This window comes from Erythrobacter sp. CCH5-A1 (genome assembly GCF_001557115.1).
Taxonomy (GTDB): domain Bacteria; phylum Pseudomonadota; class Alphaproteobacteria; order Sphingomonadales; family Sphingomonadaceae; genus Erythrobacter.
The window spans coordinates 20,949-41,509 of sequence record NZ_LSKQ01000144.1 but is presented as its reverse complement, the minus strand read 5'-3'; the positions used below and the strand labels follow the sequence as shown (position 1 = coordinate 41,509).

Genomic DNA, 20,561 nt, shown 5'->3' with positions numbered 1-20,561 from the left:
CTCCACCATCCTGCGGATGGTCCCCCTCCCCTGAAGGGGAGGATCAGCTCACAAGAACTTCGCCACCACGCCGGCGGTGTCGATCATGCGGTTGGAGAAGCCCCACTCGTTGTCGTACCAGCTGACGACGCGGGCGAGCTTGCCTTCCATCACGCTGGTTTCCAGCGAATCGACGGTGGACGAGGCCGGGTAGTGATTGAAATCGCTCGAGACCAGCGGCTGGTCGGTGTAGTCGAGCACGCCCTTCATCGGGCCCTCGGCAGCGGCCTTCAATGCGGCGTTGATCTCCTCGGCGGTGGTCTCGCGCGAGGGCACGAAGACGAGGTCCACCATCGAGACATTCGGCGTCGGCACGCGGACGGACGAACCGTCGAGCTTGCCCTTCAGCTCGGGCAGCACCAGGCCGACCGCGCGCGCCGCGCCGGTGGTGGTGGGGATCATGTTGGTCGCCCCGGCGCGGGCGCGGCGCAGGTCCTTGTGGATCTGGTCGAGCATCCGCTGGTCGTTGGTGTAGGAGTGGATCGTGGTCATGAAGCCGCGCTCGATGCCGATGACATCGTTCAGGACCTTGGCGACCGGCGCGAGGCAGTTGGTGGTGCAGCTCGCGTTGGAGATGATCACGTCCTCGGCGGTCAGCGTTGCGTGGTTCACCCCGAAGACGATGGTCTTGGAGACGCCCGTCGCGGGCGCCGAGATGATCACGCGCTTGGCCCCGGCGGCGAGGTGCGGGCGCGAGGCCTCGTCCGACTGGAAGAAGCCGGTGCATTCGAGCACGATGTCGATACCCATTTCCCCGTGCGGGAGCTTGCCCGGGTCTTTCTCGGCGGTCACCGCGATGCGCTTGCCATTGACGAGGATCGCATCGCCCTCGGCCTTCACCTCGCCATTGAAGCGGCCATGGACCGAATCGTAGGCGAAGAGCAGCGCGTTAGAGGCGGCATCGGCAAGGTCGTTGATCGCGACGAGTTCGAGATCGTGATCTGTGCGCTCGAGAATGGCGCGGGCGACGAGGCGGCCGATGCGGCCGAAGCCGTTGATGGCGACTTTGGTAGCCATGAGAGGTACTCCTGCTTAGTTCTTGAGCTTGTTCATGATCTGGGGAACGATGGCCTCGGGGGTGAGGCCGAAATGGGCAAACAGGTCGTCCGCCGGGGCCGAGGCGCCGAAGCTGTCGATCCCGATGTTGAGCCCCGATGTGCCGGTGTAGCGCTGCCACCCGAAGGTGCTCGCCGCCTCGACCGAGACGATCAGTGCATCGGCGGGGAGGAGGTCGGCGCGGTATTCGGCCGGCTGCTCGTCGAACAGCTCGGTCGAGACCATCGAGACGACGTCGACGCCCACGCCCTGCGCTTCGAGCTGCACGGCGCACCTGGCGGCCAGCTCGACTTCCGATCCGGTCGCGAGGATCACCACCTTGCGCGCGGCCTCGGCGGATTTGATCCGGTAGCCGCCCTTGGCCGAGAGGTTCTCCGCCGCCGCCTCGAGCCGCAGCTGGGGCAGGTTCTGGCGGGTCAGCGCCAGCACGGAGGGGCGGTCCTTCTGCGCCAGCGCGATCTGCCAGCACTCCGCCGTCTCGACCACATCGGCCGGGCGCATGACCAGGAGGTTGGGCATCGCCCGCAGCGAAGCGAGGTGCTCGATCGGCTGGTGGGTCGGCCCGTCCTCGCCCAGCCCGATCGAATCATGCGTCATCACGTAGATCACGCGCGCGTGCTGGAGCGCCGACAAGCGGATCGCGCCGCGCGCATAGTCGGTGAAGACGAGGAAGGTGCCGCCATAGGGGATCACCCCGCCGTGCAGCGCCATCCCGTTCATCGCCGCCGCCATGCCGAATTCGCGAATGCCCCAATAGACGTAGCGGCCCGAATAGTCGTCCTTGGAGAAGGTCCCGATCCCGCCCGCGAGCGTGTTGTTCGAGCCGGTCAGGTCGGCGCTGCCGCCGATGGTGTCGGGCAGGCGCGGATTGATCTGGGCGAGCGCCATCTCGCTTGCCTTGCGGGTGGCGACCTTCTGGGGGTTGGCGATCAGCGAGGCGATATATTCGCCCGCCGCATCGCCATGCGGCAAGTCGCCCGCCATGCGGCGTTCGAAGTCGGCCTTGTGGGGGCTCGCTTCCAAGCGGCCCGCCCAGGCCCCGTGGGCGCTGCGCCCCGGCTCGCCCGCGCTGCGCCAGTCGGCGAGGATGTCGCTCGGCACCACGAAGGGCTCGTGCGACCAGCCCAGTTCCTCGCGCGCCGCGGCCACTTCCGCCGCGCCGAGTGCCGCGCCGTGGACGCCGCTGGTGCCCTGCTTGTTCGGCGCGCCTTTGCCGATCAGCGTGTGGCAGGCGATCAGCGAGGGGCGCGGATCGGCCTTGGCCTCGGTGAGCGCGCGGTCGATATCGGCGAAGTCGTGGCCGTCACAGGTGGTGACGTGCCAGCCCGTGGCCGCGAAGCGCGCCTTGATGTCCTCCGAGGTCGACAGGTCAGTCGCCCCGTCGATGGTGATGCGGTTGTCGTCCCACAGCACGTTGAGACGCCCCAGTCCGAGGTGGCCAGCAAGGCCGATCGCCTCGTGGTTGATGCCCTCCATCAGGCACCCGTCGCCAGCGATCACCCAGGTGCGGTGGTCGACGAGGTCATCGCCGTAGACCGCGTTCAAGTGCCGCTCGGCCATCGCCATGCCGACCGCCATCGCGAGGCCTTGCCCCAGCGGCCCGGTGGTGCATTCCACCCCGTCGAGCAGGAAGTTCTCAGGGTGGCCTGCGCAAGGCGAATTGAGCTTTCGGAAATTGCGGATGTCGTCGATCGTCGGCGCGGCATAGCCGGTGAGATACAGCAGGCTGTAGATCAGCATCGAACCGTGCCCGGCCGAGAGCACGAAGCGGTCACGGTCGGCCCAGTGGGGCGCGGTTGGATCGAACTTGAGATGGCGGGTAAAGAGCACGCTCGCCGCGTCGGCCATGCCCATCGGCATCCCCGGGTGCCCGGAGTTGGCCGCCTCGACCGCGTCCATCGAAAGGGCGCGGATGGCGTTGGCCATCGGCTGAAGGCGGGCGGCATCGAGGCTCATCGGCACGCTGTTCTCCTGCGGGAGCCGCCCGCGCACACCCGCGCGATTCGACCCCGGTTCCGGTCGGCGTGCCATTGCCGAGCCCGTGGGGGAGGTCAACCTTTGCCGCCGCCAATCCCCGCCTGCCGCCGGCGCGGCATTTATCAACAGCCCGCCCCAAGGCTTTGCGCGGGCCGCCTTCTGTTGGTATCGGTAATGCCCATGAGTGCCGACCGCATCGCATCCGCGCTGACCCGCATCGAAGCCGCGATGGCGCGCATCGAGGCCGCGCGCGAGGGCCTTGCGGGCGGGGACGGCAAGGCCGGCACCAGTTCGGCGCGGGTGGTCGAGCTGGTCAATGTCCATGAGAAACTGCGCGAGCAAGTGGCGGAAAGTCTTCGCGAACTTGACGATCTTCTGACAGCGCTCGAGGAATAGGCCGGCCCCGTGAGCACCGTCACTCTCAGCATCGGCCCCAAGAGCTACAACGTCGCCTGCGCCGATGGGCAGGAGGCGCATATCGCCGCGCTCGGGGCGATGATCGCCGAAAAATATGCCCAGCTGGGCAGCGCGCGGGCGCCGCTCGAGGCGCAGAACCTGGTCTTCGCCGCGCTGTTCCTCGCCGACGAACTGGCCGAGGCGCGGAAGCGGATCGCCGAGGTCCCCGAACCCGCGCCCGCGCCCGCGCCCGAACCCGACACGGCCGAATTGGATGCCGCGCGCGAGACCATCACCCGGCTCGAAGCCGAACTTGCCGCAGCGCGCGAAGACGCTGCCCGTCCGGCCCCCGCTGCGGAAGCACCCGCCCCAGTACCGGTCCCGCAATTCGACCTGTTCGGTGGCCCGCCTCCGGCCACCGCCACCGACGCAGAACTCGCCGCGCGCCTCGAAGCCCTCGCCGCCGCCGCCGAAGCCAGCGCCGACGCGCTTGAAGCTGCCGCTGCCAACGCCTAGATAGGCAGGTGGCGGGACTGCCCGGCACGAGCCGACTGAATATCCCTGAGGCTATAAGCAATCCAATGGGAGCTGTCCCTATCCGGGTCCACTGGTTCGTCCGGGGGTCTCGGGTATACGGCGCCCACCTGACGTTAAAGGCGTCAGAGGATTTCTAGCGCAAACGACCCATGGTGGTTCCGTCACTCTTTTTGTGTTCCGCGCGCCGTCCGGCGCGCGAAATCCTCGCTCACACGCCCTTTGGGCGCGTCGCTGCGGGCGGCCGGTCGGCCTTGCGGCCTGTGGCCGAACCAGTCCTCCCGTTGTCCCGTCGGCACAGCTGCGCTTCCAGGGGAGGAGGACCACCGAAGGTGGAGGAGGGGCGAGCAACCGCCGGACTTGAAGCCATCAGGCGCGGGGTCTACCGCTTGAAGCAATGACCGCCCCCACCAAATCCGAGCTTCGCCAAACCCTGCGCGCCGCGCGACGCGCCCATGTCGCGGCGCTGCCGGACGCCATCCGCGGCCTGCTGTTCCATCGCCCCCCTGCCCCGCTGCTTGCGCGGATCGGGGACGAGGCGGTGATCGGCCTCTACCACGCCGCCGCCTACGAGGCCCCCACGGGCGGCTATGCCCGTTTCTTCCACGAGGCCGGGCACACAATCGCCCTCCCCCGCTTTGCTGCGCGCGGCGCTGCGATGACCTTTGCCCGCCACACCGACCCCCATGCCGAAAGCGATCTCGAGGTCGGCCCCTTCGGCATGCTCCAGCCCGCCGCCGAGGCCGAGCCGTTGGTTCCCGATGTATTGTTCGTCCCGCTGGTGGGGTTCACCCCCGCGCTTGAGCGCCTCGGACAGGGCGGCGGGCATTACGACCGTTGGCTCGCGGAACATCCCCCCGCCCTCGCCGTTGGCCTCGCATGGGACGCGCAAGCCTGCGAGGCCCTGCCCACAGAACCCCACGACAAGCCGCTCGATGCGGTCGTCACCCCCACCCGGATCTACGGAAACCTCTGAGCCATGCGCGAGACACCGACCTGGCGAATTCCCTTCGGCATATTCGCGCTGTTCGTCGCCCTGATGATCTACGGCATCGTCATCGCGCGTTATGCGCCCGACATCATCGGCAGCTGGCCGGGCGCGGCGCAGACCGTGGTCTACGTGATCCTCGGCCTCGTCTGGCTGCTGCCCTTGCGGCGCTTCCTGATCTGGATGGAGACCGGCAGCTGGAGCCCGCCGGAGACAAAAGAAAAGGCGGACTGAACGCCCGCCTCTGCTTGGCCTTTTTCGGCCTTCCCAAAGGAACAAGTGGCGCGAGTGACGGGGCTCGAACCCGCGACCTCCGGCGTGACAGGCCGGCGCTCTAACCGACTGAGCTACACCCGCGCATCTTGTCCTTGCGAGCGTTCCGGCGATGCCGTCCCGCTCGTGGAGCAGCGCCATTAGGCTCGCGGCTTGGGGCTGTCAACGGCCATTACGGCAAATTTTGAGGGGTGCGCTGGCCGCTCAGCAATTCTCGTGCTTCCAGTTGCGCTTGCGGCCATCGGCAAGCCATCCCACCGCCTGCGCGATGCGCTTGGCCCGGGTGTCGTCGCGCTTGGCGTCGGCAATCCATTCGACATATTCCCGGCGGTGCGAGGGGGCGAAGGCGTCGAAACGCGCGCGGGCTGCCGGTGCTGCATCGAGCGCGGCCGCGAAGGCTGGCGGGACGGGCAACTCGGGCTTGGGCGCACGCTTGGGCTTGGGCTGCGCCAGCGCTGCCGGGCGGGCCTGAAAGCGGGCGACCAATTGCTCGTCGGGCGGCAGATCGGCGAGGCTTGTCAACTTGCCGAGTGCGCCCATCCCCTCGCCGGTGCGCTCCTCGTGATGGATCACCACCGAGGCGTGCGCCTTGAACGCCGCGAGCCCGACGAGGTTTTTTCCCCCCACCATGAAGTGCGGCATGCCCCACTTGATGGTCTCCTCGGCCTCCGGCAGCGCATGGTGCACCAGCGCGCGGACATGCGTGAGGATCGGCTGCGCGAAGGGCGCCGCCTTGGCGATGTAGTCGTCGATGCGCGGATCACGGGTCATGTCGGACACCTCCCGGCCCTGACATTAACCCAATCAGTCGACCAGCAGAAGCGCCGGCGTCTCGATCAGCTTCTTGATCGCCTGAATGAAGCTTGCCGCATCGTGCCCGTCGACCACGCGGTGATCGCAGGAGATCGAGATGTTCATCAGCTTGCGCTTAGCGATGCGCTCGCCGCCCATCCCGTCGGGGACGAACATCGGGCGCTCGACGATGCGGTTCGGGCCGATGATCGCGACCTCGGGGCGGTTGATGACGGGGGTTGTGGCGACGCCGCCGAGGGGCCCCAATGACGTAACCGTCAGGGTCGAGCCCGAAAGCTCCTCCGACGTGGCTTTGCCGCTGCGCGCAGCTTCAGCAAGCCGTCCGATCTCGCGCGCCAGCTGCCACAGGTTCTTGCCCTGCGCATCGCGAATCACCGGCACCATCAACCCGCTGTCCGTCTGCGCCGCCATGCCGAGATGCACCGCGCCGTAGCGGGTGACGACATTGGCCTCGTCGTCGAAGCGCGCGTTTATCATCGGGTATTGCGGGATCACCTTGCAAATCGCGGTGATCAGCAGCGGCAGCATCGTGAGCTTGGGCCTGTCGCCCCGCGCTGCGTTCAGCTGCGCGCGAAGTTCCTCAAGGTCGGTGACGTCGCACTCCTCGACATAGGTGAAGTGCGGGATGTGGCGCTTGGCCGCGGCCATATTCTGCGCGATGCGTTTCCTGAGGCCGATGACCTTGATCGTCTCGTCCGCGCGCGCCTTGCCCGCCGCGCCGAAGCCGCCATTATAGGCAAGGAAGGCGTCGAGATCGGCATGGCGCACGCGGCCATCGGCAGCGGGTTTCACCTGCGCGAGATCAATGCCGAGATCGCGTGCACGCTGGCGCACGGCGGGGCTGGCGAGGACCTTGGCTTCGCCCTTGTGTTCGGGCGCAGGTGCAGGCGCGGCAAGTGCCGTATCGTCAGCGTCCGGTGCGTCGGGGTTCTCGGCCTCGATCCGCTCTGCCACCTCTTCCGAGGTCGGCGCGTCGGACATATCGTCCTCGGCCTGTTCGGCAGCGGCCTCGGCTTCCTCTTCGGAAACCTCGCCCTCGGTCTCGATCACCAGCAGCATGGCGCCGATCGCGACCACATCGCCAACCTCGCCCGCGAGCGTCGTCACGACACCTGAAACGGGGCTTTCGATATCGATGGTCGCCTTGTCGGTCATCACGTCGACGATGTGCTGGTCTTCCTCGACCCGGTCGCCGACCTTCACGTGCCACTCGACGACTTCCGCCTCGGCCACGCCTTCGCCCACGTCGGGCATCTTGAAAATGAACTTGGCCATTGTCGGGTCAGTCCTTGAGAAGCTTGTCGATCGCCTCGCCGATGCGGACCGGGCCGGGGAAATAGGCCCATTCGAGGCTGTGGGGATAGGGCGTGTCGAAGCCGGTGACGCGTTCGACGGGCGCTTCGAGGTGGTAGAAGCAGCGTTCGGTGACGAGCGCGGATAGCTCCGCGCCGAAGCCGGACGTGCGGGTCGCCTCGTGGACGATCAGGCAGCGCCCGGTCTTTGCGACCGAAGCTTCAATGGCCTGAATATCGAGCGGCACCAGCGTGCGCAGGTCGAGGATTTCGGCATCGACGCCCTTCTCGCGGCACACCGCCTCGGCCACGTGGACCATCGTGCCATAGGCGAGCACGGTCAGCGCCTCGCCTTCGCGCACGGTGCGCGCCTTGCCGAGCGGGACCTTGTAATAGCCCTCCGGCACCACCGAATCCGGGTGCTTCTTCCACGGCTCGACCGGCTTGTCGTAATAGCCGGAGAACGGGCCGTTATAAATGCGCTTGGGCTCGAAGAAGATCACCGGATCATTGTCTTCGATGGCAGCAATCAGCAGCCCCTTGGCATCATGCGGGGTCGCCGGGATCACGGTCTTGAGGCCCGCCACATGGGTGAACAGCGCCTCGGGGCTCTGGCTGTGGGTCTGACCGCCGAAAATCCCGCCGCCGAAGGGCGAGCGCACGGTCATCGGCGCGATGTAGTCGCCCGCCGAGCGGTAGCGCAGGCGCGCCGCTTCCGAGATCAGCTGGTCAAGGCCGGGGTAAATGTAATCGGCGAACTGGATTTCGGGCACGGGGCGCAGGCCATATGCCCCCATCCCCACAGCAACCCCGATGATCCCGCATTCGCTGATCGGCGTGTCGAACACGCGGGTCTTGCCGTGCTTGGCCTGAAGGCCCGCCGTGGCGCGGAACACACCGCCAAAATAGCCGACATCCTCGCCCATGATGATCACGTCGGGATCGCGGGTGAGCATGATGTCGAGCGCTTCGTTGATCGCCTCGATCATGTTGAGGCGGCGCTCCTCGAGCACGGCGTCACCGACGGAAGGGATAAGGTCGCTCATCCGAAGGGCCTTTCGGTGCCGAACTTGGCGATGCGTTCGCGGATGGCCTGTTCGGCCTGTTCCTCGAGGTGCCAGGGCAGCTCTTCGTAGACATCCTCGAACATGGTGTGGAACGGGTGGTGGAGGCCATGGCCAAGGATGCCGTTCTTCTCGGCCTCCTTGGTCGTCGCCTTGACGCGCTCGGCACATTCGAGGTCCATCGCCGCGTGGCGATCCTCGTCCCACTCGCCGATGGCGATAAGGTGGTTCTTGAGCCGCGTGACGGGGTCGCCGAGCGGCCATTCCTCGCGCTCCTGCGCGCTGCGGTAGCCCGAAGGGTCGTCCGAGGTGGAATGCCCTTCGGCGCGATAGGTGAAATATTCGATCAGCGTCGGCCCGTGATTGCCGCGCGCGCGGGTTGCGGCCCATTCGGCTGCGGCATAACAGGCCAGCGCGTCATTGCCGTCAACGCGCAGGGCCGCGATTCCGTAACCAAGGCCGCGCGCGGCAAAGGTGGTCCGCTCGGCCCCGGCGAACCCGCTGAAGCTGCTGATCGCCCACTGGTTGTTGACCACGTTGAGGATCACCGGCGCGTTGTAAACGGCGGCAAAGGTGCAGGCCGAGTGGAAATCGCCTTCCGCCGTGGAGCCCTCGCCTACCCAGCTTGCCGCGATGCGGCTGTCGCCCTTGACCGCCGAGGCCATCGCCCAGCCCACCGCCTGCGGGCACTGGGTGGCAAGGTTGCCCGAGATCGAGAAGAAGCTGTGCTCGCGGCTCGAATACATGATCGGCAGCTGGCGGCCCTTCAGCTTGTCCGCCTTGTTCGAGTAGATCTGGTTGATCATCTCGATCAGCGGATAGCCGCGCGCGATCAGGATGCCCTGTTGGCGGTAGGAGGGGAAGATCATGTCGTCGCTGGCGAGCGCCATCGCGGGAGCGATCGAGGTCGCCTCCTCGCCGGTGCACTTCATGTAGAAACTGGTCTTGCCCTGCCGCTGGCCGCGGAACATGCGCTCATCGAAGGCGCGCACCAGCGCCATGTGACCAAGCATGGCGCGCAACGTTTCGGGGCTGAGGCGCGGGTTCCACGGGCCGTGGGCAAGGTTGTCGTCGCCCAGCACGCGCACGAGGCCATAGGCAAGGCCTGCCATCTGCGAGGGGTGAATACCCTCGTCCGGGCGCGGCTGGTCGCCGGGGGCGCCGATGTCGATATGCGAGAAATCGGCCTTGTCGCCGGGACGATACTTGGGCTCGGGCACATGCAGCGCGAGCGCCGGACGATTGCCCTCGCCGCCTGTCGCTGGATCAGCCATCAGTCGCGCTCTCCCCGTGTGATCGACCACGCGCCGGGCGAGTGGGATCATTGCTTGAATACGTATTTTTATTTCACCGCTACGCAGCGGTCAAGCACGGCGAACCCGGAGCCTTCACACCGCAACAGGTGCGCTGATCGGCGGCAGCGGCGCGTAATCATGCACCACGAAGTCCTCGATCCGATATCCAAATATTGTTTCGGGCTTGCGGATGATCTCGAGCCGCGGGTGCCCCTGCGGCTGGCGGGCAAGCTGCTCCTCGATGAGGTGAGCGTGGTTGAGATAAAGGTGCACGTCGCCCCCCATCCAAACCAGCTCGCCCGGCTCCATGCCGACCTGCTGTGCGATCATCGCGGTTAGCAGCGCCGCCGACCAGAGGTTGAACGGCAGGCCGAGCGCAACATCGCAGCTGCGCTGGTAGAGCAGGCAATTGAGCCGTGCCTCGCCACCATCCCCCACGACATGGAACTGGTAGGTCTTGTGGCAAGGGGGAAGCGCCATGCGATCGAGCTCGGCGACGTTCCAGCCTTCGATGATGTGGCGGCGGCTGCCGGGGCTGGTGCGCAGCGAATCGATCACCTGCGCGATCTGGTTGATGCCCTCGCCCTTCTCGTAGAGGCCGTCCGGGCGATAGCGGTAGGTCGGCCAGTCGACCCACTGCTTGCCATAGACCGGGCCGAGGTCGCCCCAGCGGTGGGCGAATTGTTCGTCATCGGCGATTCGCTGGACGAAATCCTCGAGGCTGACCTGCTCGCCCGCCTCGCGGACATAGCGCGCATGGGGCCATTCGTTCCAGATCTTCACGCCCTGCAACACCAGCGGACGGATGTTGGTCTCGCCGGTCAGGAACCACAGCAGCTCGCGGGTCGCGGTCTTCCAGTAGACCCGCTTGGTGGTGAGCAGCGGCATGGCGCCGTCGCCGAGGTCGAATCGCAGCATCGCCCCGCAGACCGATCGGGTGCCGACGCCGGTGCGGTCGATCCGCTCGCTGCCGGTCTCCCAGATCTGACGCATCAGATCGAGATATTGCTGCTCGGGATGCGCTTGAGGAGTGCCGGAATGGGGAATCGCGCTCGTGGCCATGGCTGTGACTATAGGCTGCAATTGCCCGCTTGCCACCATGCCCATCCACACCTATAGGGCGCGCCTTGCCTCGACCCGCAGGGCCTTCCGGCCGCGCGGGAACGACACGGTCGGGGAGTAGCTCAGCCTGGTAGAGCACTGTCTTCGGGAGGCAGGGGCCGGAGGTTCGAATCCTCTCTCCCCGACCAATTTCCTTTGCATTCTTGCTGTCAAACAAAGGCGCGGGACCTCGTTCCAAGCCTTTTGGCGCTTTTGGGCGGTGCGCATTAACCCTGATTCGCAAGGACTTGGCGATCCGCTCTGGCGGTTAAGCGGCCTCTCGCGACGCCTTCTAAACGCCCCCAGAAACGAAAAAAGCCCCGGTTTCCCGGGGCTTTAACTCAATTATGAGGCAACCTCTTAGCGGGTGCCCAAGCACTCATAAAACCATGCCCACATAAAGGCCTCCGTTGCATCGATTAACCCGATGCTCGAAGGTTTAACACATTATTAACCCTAATCAACCGTTAATTGCTGCCCTGCCACCGCCCATCATCGCCAGCAGCTCGGGCATTCCGATCGCCTGCGAGAACAGGAAGCCTTGAGCCTGGTCGCAGCCCATCGCGCGGAGGGTCGCGGCCACCTCGAGGTCCTCGACCCCTTCGGCGACCACAACCTTGCCCAGCGAATGGGCAATCTCGATCGTCGCGCGCACCACGGCGCGGCTTTCCTCGGATCGCGCCATTTGCTGCACGAACTTCTTGTCGATCTTGAGCTCCGAGCTCGGCAGCTTCTCGATGTATTCGAGGTTCGATTCGCCGGTGCCGAAATCGTCGATCGACAGGCAGATCCCGCGCGCCTTCAAGGCCGCAATCTGGGGCGCGATCCGGTGGTCTTCGAGCTTGGCGGTCTCGGTCAGCTCGAGCGTCAGGTTCTCGGGCGGGAAATTGTAGCGTCCGAGCAGCGTCATGATGTCGAACATGAGGTGCGTGTCGGAGAGGCTCTTGGCCGACATGTTGACCGCCAGCTTGAAGCGCGGATCGAGCGCGATCGCCTGCTTGCCGTCGACCAGCGCGGTCTCCATTACCACCACGGTCAGCTCGTTGATCCGGTCGCCGGCTTCGGCAGCCAGAACGAGATCCTGCGGATTGATGAGTTCGCCGCCGTCCGGGCGCCAGCGGATCAGTGTTTCGGCGCCGACGATCCGGCCCGATGCGAGATCGATCTTGGGCTGGTAGGCCACGCCGATGTTGCGATCGCGCAGGCCTTTTTCGAGCACGCGGATCAGCTCGAGCCGCTGGGTGCGCGCTTCGAGATGCGCGGCGTCGTTGATGATGAAGCGCACACCGCGGGTCGCAGCCTCGTCCGCCGCCTGCATCGCCTTCTTGATGCGCAGGGAAACGGGCAGGTCGTAATTGGTGTCGACCCCGATCGCCGGCGCGCCATGGGAGGATTGCCAGTCATGACTGATCGCGGTCTTCAGCATCAGTGCGAGGCCATCGGTGTGGCGTTCGAGCTCGACATTCTCCATGCGCGGCGCAAGCCAGATCAGCACATCGCGCTCGAAGGCGATGTCGCTGATTTCGCCGGGGCCCTTCACATAGCCGATCAGCGTGTTGACGAAATCGCCGATGTCGCGCGAGCTCCATTCCTCGGATAGCTCGGACAGATTGGCGATCTTGAGCGCGAACACGTCCCAATCGGCATTGGCCTGCTCCGAGCTGATAGCCGTAGTCGTCATCGCGTCGATACCGGCGCTGAAATACTTGCTGTTGATGCGGCTGAACCCGATCGCGGCAAACAGGAGCGCGAGAAAGGCCGAGACCATGCCGAAGTTGATCGTAAACTCATCGAGCACGAAGGCGACCGGGGGAAGGACTATGACGGGCAACCACAGCAGACCCATCGAACGACGCTGGCCGAGCGCTTGGACAAGGATGACGATCGCCGCAAGCAGCAGCGCCGGGATCGCCCACAGATCCAAAGGCTGATCGCGCAATAGCGTGCCGGCACCGAGGATCTGGACATAGGTTCCGGAAATCTTGCCGTAGAGCGGGTGCCGGTACATGTCCGGCGAATTGATGAAGGTATTGCCGATGATCACGCTCTTGCCCGCGAGCTGCTCGGCACCGACCCGCCCATTGAGGACATCGACGTAGCGGAAGGTCGGAACCGTCATCGGATTGAACGCGAAATCGGGCCGGTAATGCACCGCAGGCCCTTCGTAACCCGCAAGCACCGCAGAGATCGTCGGGTATCTCACGCCTTCGTACTCGATCTCCGTAGGAAGCCGCCAGGACAGGCCGAGCGGGCTGAGGAACCCGCCCATCGAGGCTTGCGGAGCGACCTTGCGAAACTCCTCCAGCGGTACGAAGGGATCCGCCTTCTGGAACCTGATGGAGTGGCTGGCCAGCATTCCCAACCAAACCCGTCCGCGGTGCTTGGCAAGCGTTCGCGCGAATTCTGCATCGCTCGCCGGGGTATCCGGGTCGGCGTGCGCCCGGTCGAACACGATCCGTTTAACCCCGGCATCGACAAGGCGGTCGATGACCGCGCTGTCTTGATGCCGGTTCGTCATTGGCTGGCCAAGTTGGTTGAGCGTTTCGTCATCGATCGCGATCATCGCGATTTCCTGCGGCGCCGGGCGTGCGCGCAGTTGCACGCGCGCCAGCCGCAGCGCATCCTCGGCCGGTAGCGGCAGGTCAATTGCCGCCGATACCACCCCGAACAGGATCGCCATCACCGCCACTTTCATGCGCTTGCGACGCAGCAGGTCGGCGCCCGAGCGGCGGTCCAGTTTTGCCTTGAGAACAGCCTCGTGACCGCCCGGAGAGCCGAGCGCGCGCCGCATCCTGTCGGCCAGTGACTTGAGCGATGCGATCATCAAACGCGCCATCCCGTGGGAAAACCCAAGCTTCTCCCTAGGCCGCGTTGGTTAATTCATTGCAAACGGGTTCGCCTCAGCCTCCAGGCATCCGCCGGATCAGATCGTCTGCGGCGCAATCAGGCCGAGCGCGATGGTCAGCAGGCCGAGCCCGATCGACAGGTGCCAGCGCAGCCGCAGGAAATCGGGCGCCGCAAATCCCAGCGCGCGGTCGACCAGAGGCGATGCGAGGATCAGCGCGCCGAGATAGAGCATCGCGGGTCCGGGCCATTCCCATGCGAAGTTCCAGGGCATGAACAGCGCCACCGCGATCAGGCTCGGCATGACTGCGAGAAGATAGGCGCCTGCGCCCACCGGCTTGCCGGTCCCGGCGCTCGCGACCGCCTGACCCCACCACACCCCGCCCAGGAAGCTGAAGATCGCCGCCGCATAGGCAAACCCGCCGGCAAGCGCGGCAAAGCGCCACTCGTGTTGGGCGAGGACCATCGCGAGGCAGATGATCTGCGGCAGCAGCCCGGCATATCCGAGCACGCGCGCAGGCGTGGTGAGCGAGGGGCGAGAGCCCGTTTCTTGTCCGTCCATGGCGCCACAAAGCTTGCCGGGCGCGGCGGTTCCCATGCGGCTTGCCCGACCGAAGCGATTGCGCCACTTGAAGGCCATGAACCTGTTCGATCTTACCGGCCGCACGGCCATCATCACCGGCGGCAATGGCGGACTGGGCCTCGCGATGGCGCGCGGGCTCGCAAAGGCCGGCGCGAAAGTCGCGATCTGGGCGCGCAATGCGGAAAAGAACGCAGCCGCGTTCGAAGAACTGACCGCGCTCGGTTCCGGCAATGTCCTTACCCGGGTGTGCGACGTTTCGGACGACGTCGAAGTCGCAGAGGCGATGCGCATGACGCTCGGCGCATTCGGCAGGGTCGACATCTGCTTTGCCAATGCCGGCATCTCGGGCGCTGGCACCGCGATCCCCGACATCACCGCCGAGTGCTGGGACCATACGCTCGCGGTCAACACCCGCGGCGCGGCGCTGGTGTACAAGCATGTGACGCGCCACATGATCGCGCGCGCCAAGGACGGGGAGCCCGGCGGCAAGCTGATCGCGACCTCCTCCGGCCAATCGATCATGGGGGTCAACCGCTCGTCGGACTACGCCGCCTCCAAAGCCGCCCTCAACGGCCTCACCCGCGCGGCCGCCTTCGAACTCGCGCGGTATCAGATAACCGCCAATGCGCTGCTTTTCGGCTTCTACGAGACCGACATCACCGCCAAGGCCGACCCGAAATTCGCCGAATGGATGAGCCGCCGCATCCCGCTGCGCCGTCCGGGGGATCACGCGGGGCTCGAGGGCCTCGCGGTGTTCTTCGCCTCGTCCCATTCGGACTACATCACCGGGCAGTGCCTGCCGGTTGACGGGGGCCTGTGCATCTCCTGAGAGGGGAACGACGAACCTGCCCGACCGTTAGCGTTCAAAACCCTACTCTGCCCTCCGGAAAGCCCCCTCCCCCGTGTCCGACGACGACCAGACCCCCGAATTCGCCGACCGCAAGGAAGACCGCGCCCGCCAGCGCGCCGTGCCGGCGGGGCGCGTCGCGCGGCTGGGCACCTTCGGGCGGCTGGTGGGCGGCGTTGCCGGCGGGATGGTGGCCGAAGGCGCGCGGCGGCTCGCCAGCGGCGAGGGCATTTCGGCGCGCGACCTGATCCTCACCCCCGGAAATGTCCAGCGCATGACCGACCGCCTCTCGCACCTGCGCGGCGCGGCGATGAAGATGGGGCAGATGATCAGCCTCGACGCGGGCGACTTTCTGCCCGAGGAGCTCTCGAAGATCCTCGCCAGCTTGCGCGATCAGGCCAATTTCATGCCGACCAGACAGCTCGACCAGGTGCTCCGCAGCGAATGGGGGCCGGAGTGGCGCAAGCAGTTCCGCTGGTTCAACCCACGCCCGATCGCTGCCGCAAGCATCGGGCAAGTCCACAAGGCCCTCACCCGCGATGGCGAGGAGCTGGCGATCAAGGTGCAATATCCCGGCGTCGCCAAGTCGATCGACAGCGATGTCGACAACGTGATGACCCTGCTCAAGATCGGCGGCTTTGCCCCGCCCGAGCTCGAGATGGACAAGCTCATGGCCGCCGCCAAGCAGCAGCTCCACGAGGAGGCCGATTACCAGCGCGAAGGCGCGCAGATGGCGATGTATCGCGGAATGCTCGCCGACACGCCGGGCTTCGTCGTCCCGCGCCTGCACGAAGGCCTGACCCGTGGCTCGATCCTCGCGATGAGTTTCGAGGAGGGCGTGAGCATCGAGGAGCTCGGCAACGAGCCGCCCGAACGCCGCGACGAGGTCTTCGCCCGCCTCATCCGCCTCGTCGCGCGCGAGCTGTTCGATCTCGGCGTCATGCAGACCGACCCCAACTTCGCCAATTTCCGCTACCGGCGCGAGACCGGCGAGATCGTGCTGCTCGATTTCGGCGCCTGCCGTCCGGTCGATCCTGCCGTGGCGAACGGCTATCGCAAGATGCTGCTCGCCGGGTTGCAGGGGAATGCGCAGGACGTGCTCAAGGCCACGATCGAGGCCGGGTTCATGATGCCGATCGTCGCCGAAAAGCACCCCGAGCGGGTGAACCGGATGATCGACATCGTCATCAACGAGATGCGGGCCGACGCGCCCTTCGACTTCGGCGACCGCGCCTTCATCCCGCTCCTGCGCGAGGAAGGCTGGGCGATCGCGCAGGACAAGGACACCTGGGCCTTCCCGCCGATCGAGACCCTGTTCGTGCAGCGCAAGGTGAGCGGCACGGCGCTGCTCGGCGCGCGGCTGAAGGCCAAGGTCAACATCCGCCGCATCACCGAGGAGGTGCTGGCGAGCACCACGCCGAAGGGCGAGGCCGCCGCCTGATCCGGGTTCACCTTGCGCCCTCCTGCTGCGCGCAGGCACCGTCTTGGGGGCGAAATGTGACAGCCGTCACACTTCTGCCGTGATGTTTCATGTGAAACCAACAAGATAGGCGGTAGACACCTCGCAATATATGTAATAACGCGCCGCCATGCATGGGGGGATCGATCACAAGATTGGTGTGCTGTTCGTGTGTCTCGGCAATATCTGCCGGTCACCGATGGCCGAAGGCGCGTTCCGCGTGGCGGCGCAGGAGCGCGGTCTTGCGGTGCTGGTCGATTCGGCGGGAACAGCTTCCTACCATCTCGGCCAGGAGCCCGATCCGCGCGCGATTGCAGCCGCGCGGGGGCACGGTGTCGACATAGCGGGCCAATCCGCGCGCCAGATCGAGCGGGACGATTTCTACCGCTTCACCCACATCATCGCGATGGACCGCGCCAATCTCGAAAACCTGCGCGCCAAGGCTCCGCGCGATGCGACGGCGCGCCTCGCAATGCTGCTCGATGCGGTGGAGGGGCGGCGCGGCGAGCCTGTCGCCGATCCCTATTACGGCGATGCCGCTGCCTTCGAGGCAGCCTGGCAGGTGATCAAGCGCGGGACCCAGGCCTGGGCCGACAAATTGCTGCGCGAGGCTGCGCAGCAATCTGCCTGACCTGAACCGGAAAGTTTAAAGTCCCTTGCGCCCGAACCCGCCGGCCCGCGCCGGGGCTGCGGGCGGTGCGGAGGGCTGAGCACCGCGCTCGTGCCAGCCGGCAGGCGCTGCCGACGGCGGCGCCGGTGCGCGGCGCGGAAGCGGGAACGGCTCGGGATCGGGCTGCGGCGCGCCGTTGGCGATAAGATCGGCGACGCCGTCGCACCCGCCGAAACGCCCCTCGAGCAGGGTTGCCGCAAACTTGATGTTCCGGCCATAGCGCTGATGGGGCTCGATGACGAGATAGCGGGTGGTGAAGAAGTTGATGGTCTGGGTCTCGACCCGCATCAGCGCAATATGATCGAGCTTCAGGCGGCGGGTCGAGGCCATGCCGTGGAATTCGAGCTCGCTCGCCCCGACCGACAGGATGCGGTTATCGAGCAAGTAGCGCGCAAAATAGAGCATCGCGAAGGCGATGACGAGCGCGGCAAAGCCGCCGCACAGCGCGGCCTTCGGGCCGCCGCTCATCGCCACCCACAGGCAGAGCCAGAACACGCCTGCACTGACAATCAGTGCCAGACCGAGCTTGATGCGCGAAAAATAGACGTCCGACACCTTGTTCACCCCCTTCGACAGTGTGAGGCAAGGATACGCGCCAAGTTCCAAACATCTGTTTAACGCAGCAATTTTTCGAAAGTCGTCACCCTCCGCGCAGCAGTTGCACGCCCCAGTCGCGTTCGAACAGGTAGAGCAGGATCCGCGCCGCCTCGCCCCTTGGGGAGGTCAGCCCGCCGTCGCGCTCCATCAGCAGGCGCGCGTCGCCGTGGGCGATGGGGAGCAGGCGCTGGGTCTGTTCGAGATCGGCGATCCGGAACCCCGCCTCCCCCGATTGCCGCGTGCCGAGCAGTTCGCCCCCGCCCCGCAATTCGAGGTCTTCCTCGGCGATGCGGAACCCGTCCTGCGTCTCGCGCATCAGGGCGAGGCGGCGCTTGCCGGTCTCGGAAAGTTCATCCCCGCGCAGCAGCACGCAGCGGCTTTTCTGCGACCCGCGCCCCACCCGTCCGCGCAATTGGTGCAGCTGGGCAAGCCCGAAGCGCTCGGCCTGTTCGATCACCATCAGAGTTGCGGTCGGCACGTCGACCCCGACTTCGATTACCGTGGTCGCGATCAGCAGGCGGGCATCGCCGGTGACAAAGCGCTCCATCGCCGCGTCCTTGACCTCGGGGCGCAACTGGCCGTGAACCATGACGACCGCATCGCCGAACCGCTCGCGCAGCGCGGCATAACGCGCCTCGGCAGCGGCGATGTCGGCAAGGTCGGGGACGCCGTCGACCTCGCGCACCATCGGGCAGACCCAGTAAGCCTGTTGCCCGCTGGCAAGGTGCCGCTCGACCCCGGCAACCATCTCGTCCATGCGCGCCTGCGGGAAGACCAGCGTCTCGATCGCCTGCCGCCCCGGCGGGAGCTCGTCGAGGCGGCTCACGTCCATCTCGCCATATTGCGCCAGCGTCAGCGAGCGCGGGATCGGGGTCGCGGTCATGGCGAGGGTATGCGGCGCGCGGCGGCCCTTGCCCGCCAGCGCCAGCCGCTGCGCGACGCCGAAGCGGTGCTGCTCGTCGATCACCACCAGGCCGAGGTCGCGGTAATTCACGGTGTCCTGAAAGATCGCGTGCGTGCCGACCAGCAGCTGGATCGACCCGTCGAGCAGCCCCATCAGGATCGACTCGCGCTCCCTCCCCTTGGCGCGGCCGGTGAGCAGCGCGATCTCCACCCCCGTGGGGCCGAGCATCTTGCGCAGCGTCTCGAAATGCTGGCGCGCGAGGATTTCGGTCGGCGCGAGCAGTGCGGCCTGCTTGCCCGCCTCGACCGCGATCAGCATGGCATTCAAAGCTACCACGGTCTTGCCCGCGCCGACATCGCCCTGCAACAGGCGGAGCATCGGAGCCTCCTGCGCCATGTCGCCCGCGATCTCGGCTATGGAACGGGTCTGCGCCCCGGTGAGCCCAAAGGGCAGTTGCAGCTTCGCCCTGAGGCCCCCGTCTCCCACCAGCGCCTGCCCCCGCCGCTTGCGCCCGTCGGCCTTGACCAGCAGCAGCGCGAGGGAGTTGGCCAGCAGTTCGTCATACGCCAGCCGGTCGCGCGCCTTGGCATCGGTGCTCTCGTGCCCGAGCCGCAGCGCCGCTGCCCACGATGGCCACCCGGCACGCTCCAGCTGGCCGGGCTCGATCCATTCGGGCAGGTCGGGCAGCCGCGCCAATGCCTGCGCGGCGAAATCGGCGATGCGCGGCTGGGTGAGGCCTTCCGAGAGGCGATAGACCGGTTCGGACAGGCGCCCCATATGCGCGGCGCTGGCCTCCTCGATATGGTCGGGGTGGACGATCTGGAGCATGTCGCCATAGCGGTCGAGGCGGCCTGCAACCCAGCGCGTCTCGCCCACCGGCACCAGCTTCTTCGCGGTATAGGCGGCCTTGCCGAACCAGTTCAGCGAGCACACGTTGCCCGCCGCATCCTGCGCCAACACGCGGTAGGGGCCACGGCTGCCCGCACGCGGCGCGCGGTGCTCGATCGCGGTCAGCGCAATGATGACCTGCTCGCCCTCGGAGGCCGAATCGAGATCGGCCACCGCGCGGCGGCTGACGAAACGCTCGGGCAGGTGATATGCGAGGTCTTTTACGCGCGTCAGGCCGAGCTTCTCCAGCGGCTTCATCAGCTTGGGGCCGACGCCTTCGAGCGTTTCGACCTCGGCGAAGAGCGGATTGAGAGCCTCGGGGCGCATGGATGATGCGCTACCACCCTATTCTCGTCATTGCGAGGAGCCGGAGGCGACGCAGCAATCCAAGATCCACCATCGCGTCGGGCGACAGGTCCGTTCATGGATTGCCTCGCCTTCGGCTCGCAAAGACGAGTTGATGGGACGGAGGCGCGAGGCTAGGTGATCGGCATGACCGATGCCCCCTCCTTCGACACCCGCCTCGCCCGCGCCAAATTCCGCGCCTGGCACCGCGGCACGCGCGAGGCCGATTACATGATCGGCGGCTTCTACGATCGCTACCACACCGAATGGGGCGAGCCGGAACTGGCGTGGTTCGAGGCGCTGCTTGACGAGGACGATGTCGACGTGATGGCATGGGCGCTGCGAACGCAAGAGGCGCCCGATGCCTTCGCGGGCGATCTGCTGGCGACCATGCAAAAGCTCGATTACGTCGATATTCCGCGCTGAACGGCCCAAGCGACCGGCGCAAATCGACAAGCGGCCCGAGCCAGTCTAAGGCCCGGAACAATTTCCGCGCCCGCGCTGTTTGGCTTGGGCGCCCCGCCTCCCATGTGACCCCCTCCTCTTTTCGAGTTGGGGGCATTCCTGCGTCGCCCCCCTTTGGCTGAAGTGAAGTG

19 protein-coding genes, 2 tRNA genes and 1 other RNA gene are annotated in these 20,561 nt (G+C 66.3%); 10 read left to right on the top strand and 12 right to left on the bottom strand.

Annotated elements, in window-relative coordinates; translation table 11 throughout:
* Positions 1-48 precede the first annotated feature (48 nt).
* Positions 49-1,056: a type I glyceraldehyde-3-phosphate dehydrogenase gene (gene gap, locus AX708_RS08120; RefSeq protein ID WP_066527904.1), complete on the bottom strand. Its 1,008-nt coding sequence runs from the start codon at positions 1,054-1,056 to the stop codon at positions 49-51.
* A gap of 15 nt (positions 1,057-1,071) precedes the next feature.
* The gene (tkt, locus tag AX708_RS08115; protein WP_066528012.1) at positions 1,072-3,051 is read right to left on the bottom strand and encodes a transketolase; all 1,980 of its coding nucleotides are present in this window, start codon (positions 3,049-3,051) and stop codon (positions 1,072-1,074) included.
* Positions 3,052-3,252: 201 nt separating this feature from the next.
* Between tkt and AX708_RS08110 the strand changes: the two genes are divergently transcribed.
* From AX708_RS08110 to AX708_RS08090, 5 genes are all read left to right on the top strand, one after another.
* The gene (locus AX708_RS08110) at positions 3,253-3,468 is read left to right on the top strand and encodes a hypothetical protein (protein ID WP_066527907.1); all 216 of its coding nucleotides are present in this window, start codon (positions 3,253-3,255) and stop codon (positions 3,466-3,468) included.
* Positions 3,469-3,477: 9 nt separating this feature from the next.
* On the top strand, positions 3,478-3,984 hold the full coding sequence (locus AX708_RS08105) for a cell division protein ZapA (protein WP_066527917.1): 507 nt from the start codon (positions 3,478-3,480) through the stop codon (positions 3,982-3,984).
* An 11-nt stretch (positions 3,985-3,995) separates the two neighbouring features.
* Positions 3,996-4,168, top strand: a non-coding RNA gene (gene ssrS, locus AX708_RS08100) — 6S RNA.
* Between the two features lie 231 nt (positions 4,169-4,399).
* Positions 4,400-4,978 (top strand): 5-formyltetrahydrofolate cyclo-ligase, encoded by a 579-nt coding sequence (locus AX708_RS08095; protein WP_066527923.1) that lies wholly within the window; start codon positions 4,400-4,402, stop codon positions 4,976-4,978.
* A gap of 3 nt (positions 4,979-4,981) precedes the next feature.
* Positions 4,982-5,224 carry a DUF2842 domain-containing protein gene (locus AX708_RS08090; RefSeq protein ID WP_066527924.1) on the top strand — a complete coding sequence of 81 codons (243 nt, stop codon included), beginning with the start codon at positions 4,982-4,984 and terminating at the stop codon, positions 5,222-5,224.
* 46 nt (positions 5,225-5,270) lie between these two features.
* Here the strand turns inward: AX708_RS08090 and AX708_RS08085 are convergent.
* The 6 genes from AX708_RS08085 to thyA form a co-directional block, all read right to left on the bottom strand.
* Positions 5,271-5,347 (bottom strand) — tRNA-Asp (locus AX708_RS08085).
* A gap of 120 nt (positions 5,348-5,467) precedes the next feature.
* Positions 5,468-6,034 carry a YdeI/OmpD-associated family protein gene (locus AX708_RS08080; protein WP_066527926.1) on the bottom strand — a complete coding sequence of 189 codons (567 nt, stop codon included), beginning with the start codon at positions 6,032-6,034 and terminating at the stop codon, positions 5,468-5,470.
* Positions 6,035-6,067: 33 nt separating this feature from the next.
* Positions 6,068-7,351, bottom strand: coding sequence for a dihydrolipoamide acetyltransferase family protein (locus AX708_RS08075; RefSeq protein WP_066527928.1), 1,284 nt, complete (start codon positions 7,349-7,351; stop codon positions 6,068-6,070).
* A 7-nt stretch (positions 7,352-7,358) separates the two neighbouring features.
* On the bottom strand, positions 7,359-8,414 hold the full coding sequence (locus AX708_RS08070; protein ID WP_066527932.1) for an alpha-ketoacid dehydrogenase subunit beta: 1,056 nt from the start codon (positions 8,412-8,414) through the stop codon (positions 7,359-7,361).
* A complete protein-coding gene (locus AX708_RS08065; protein ID WP_066527935.1) occupies positions 8,411-9,706 on the bottom strand; it encodes a thiamine pyrophosphate-dependent enzyme in 1,296 nt (431 codons plus the stop codon). Before AX708_RS08065 ends, AX708_RS08070 begins: the two co-directional genes overlap by 4 nt.
* A 114-nt stretch (positions 9,707-9,820) precedes the next feature.
* Positions 9,821-10,789, bottom strand: coding sequence for a thymidylate synthase (gene thyA, locus AX708_RS08060; RefSeq protein ID WP_066527937.1), 969 nt, complete (start codon positions 10,787-10,789; stop codon positions 9,821-9,823).
* Between the two features lie 111 nt (positions 10,790-10,900).
* Here thyA and AX708_RS08055 point away from each other — a divergent pair.
* Positions 10,901-10,977 (top strand) — tRNA-Pro (locus tag AX708_RS08055).
* 311 nt (positions 10,978-11,288) lie between these two features.
* On the opposite strand, the gene AX708_RS08050 is transcribed toward AX708_RS08055, so the two are convergent.
* Both AX708_RS08050 and AX708_RS08045 read right to left on the bottom strand, forming a co-directional pair.
* Positions 11,289-13,652: an EAL domain-containing protein gene (locus AX708_RS08050; protein ID WP_197426363.1), complete on the bottom strand. Its 2,364-nt coding sequence runs from the start codon at positions 13,650-13,652 to the stop codon at positions 11,289-11,291.
* Positions 13,653-13,751: 99 nt separating this feature from the next.
* Positions 13,752-14,234 (bottom strand): DUF3429 domain-containing protein, encoded by a 483-nt coding sequence (locus tag AX708_RS08045; RefSeq protein WP_082745510.1) that lies wholly within the window; start codon positions 14,232-14,234, stop codon positions 13,752-13,754.
* A gap of 76 nt (positions 14,235-14,310) precedes the next feature.
* Here AX708_RS08045 and AX708_RS08040 point away from each other — a divergent pair, with 76 nt between their 5' ends.
* The 3 genes from AX708_RS08040 to AX708_RS08030 all read left to right on the top strand — a co-directional run bounded on the left by AX708_RS08040 (position 14,311) and on the right by AX708_RS08030 (position 17,192).
* On the top strand, positions 14,311-15,084 hold the full coding sequence (locus tag AX708_RS08040; protein ID WP_066527945.1) for an SDR family NAD(P)-dependent oxidoreductase: 774 nt from the start codon (positions 14,311-14,313) through the stop codon (positions 15,082-15,084).
* Between the two features lie 73 nt (positions 15,085-15,157).
* A complete protein-coding gene (locus AX708_RS08035; protein ID WP_066527948.1) occupies positions 15,158-16,543 on the top strand; it encodes an AarF/ABC1/UbiB kinase family protein in 1,386 nt (461 codons plus the stop codon).
* Between the two features lie 148 nt (positions 16,544-16,691).
* Entirely contained in the window at positions 16,692-17,192 is a 501-nt protein-coding gene (locus tag AX708_RS08030; protein WP_066527951.1) for a low molecular weight protein-tyrosine-phosphatase, read from the top strand.
* A 15-nt stretch (positions 17,193-17,207) separates the two neighbouring features.
* Here the strand turns inward: AX708_RS08030 and AX708_RS08025 are convergent, their stop codons facing one another.
* Together AX708_RS08025 and recG are read right to left on the bottom strand one after the other, a co-directional pair.
* Positions 17,208-17,795: a hypothetical protein gene (locus AX708_RS08025; RefSeq protein ID WP_066527954.1), complete on the bottom strand. Its 588-nt coding sequence runs from the start codon at positions 17,793-17,795 to the stop codon at positions 17,208-17,210.
* Positions 17,796-17,871: 76 nt separating this feature from the next.
* A complete protein-coding gene (gene recG / locus AX708_RS08020) occupies positions 17,872-19,947 on the bottom strand; it encodes an ATP-dependent DNA helicase RecG (protein WP_066527958.1) in 2,076 nt (691 codons plus the stop codon).
* A 165-nt stretch (positions 19,948-20,112) separates the two neighbouring features.
* Here recG and AX708_RS08015 point away from each other — a divergent pair, with 165 nt between their 5' ends.
* Positions 20,113-20,391: a succinate dehydrogenase assembly factor 2 gene (locus tag AX708_RS08015; RefSeq protein WP_066528016.1), complete on the top strand. Its 279-nt coding sequence runs from the start codon at positions 20,113-20,115 to the stop codon at positions 20,389-20,391.
* Positions 20,392-20,561 lie beyond the last annotated feature (170 nt).